Source organism: Oleiphilus sp. HI0043 (genome assembly GCF_001634935.1).
In genome coordinates, this window is record NZ_LWEY01001725.1 from 1 (window position 1) to 571 (window position 571).

1 protein-coding gene is annotated in these 571 nt (G+C 41.9%); it reads left to right on the forward strand.

The annotated features are described in order from the left end of the window. The coding region (locus A3729_RS26345) for a DUF1329 domain-containing protein (protein WP_156498150.1) at positions 1-571 on the forward strand (571 nt) is incomplete at both ends.

The following is a 571-nucleotide window of genomic DNA, read 5'->3' on the forward strand; positions in this document are numbered from 1 at the left end:
CTGATTATAAGGTGGGTGAACCTTATCCGGATCCTTTTGCTTCGGATCAGGTCTTGTTCACGATTACTAAAGACAATATGGCTCAGTATGCAGATAAGTTGTCTGATGGTCAGAAGAAGACCCTGGAGCGATACTCTACTTATAAAATGAAGGTGTATCCTACTCATCGTTCAGTTGGTTATATTGATAAATTCGGTGAGTATTTCAAGCATAATGCGACTAATGCTGAAATGGTTGATGACGGGAATGGCGTGCAAGGCTATAAAGGTGCAATTCCTTTCCCAATTCCAAAGAATGCTAAAGAAGTTGTTTGGAACCATATTATGCGTTCAAGAGGGGGAAGCTTTGTTCGTGACTACGTACAGGTTACACCTACTGAATCAGGAGACTTCTCACCAATTCGTTTCGTAGAACATTATTCTGAGCGATTGGAATTGACGGATGCTGCAAAGAATGGAGATAAAAACGTCTTTTGGTATTTTAAGCAGCGCGTAGCTTCACCGGCTCGTTTGGCGGGTAACGTTCTACTTATCCACGAAACAATTGACCAAGTTAAAGAACCACGTAGAGC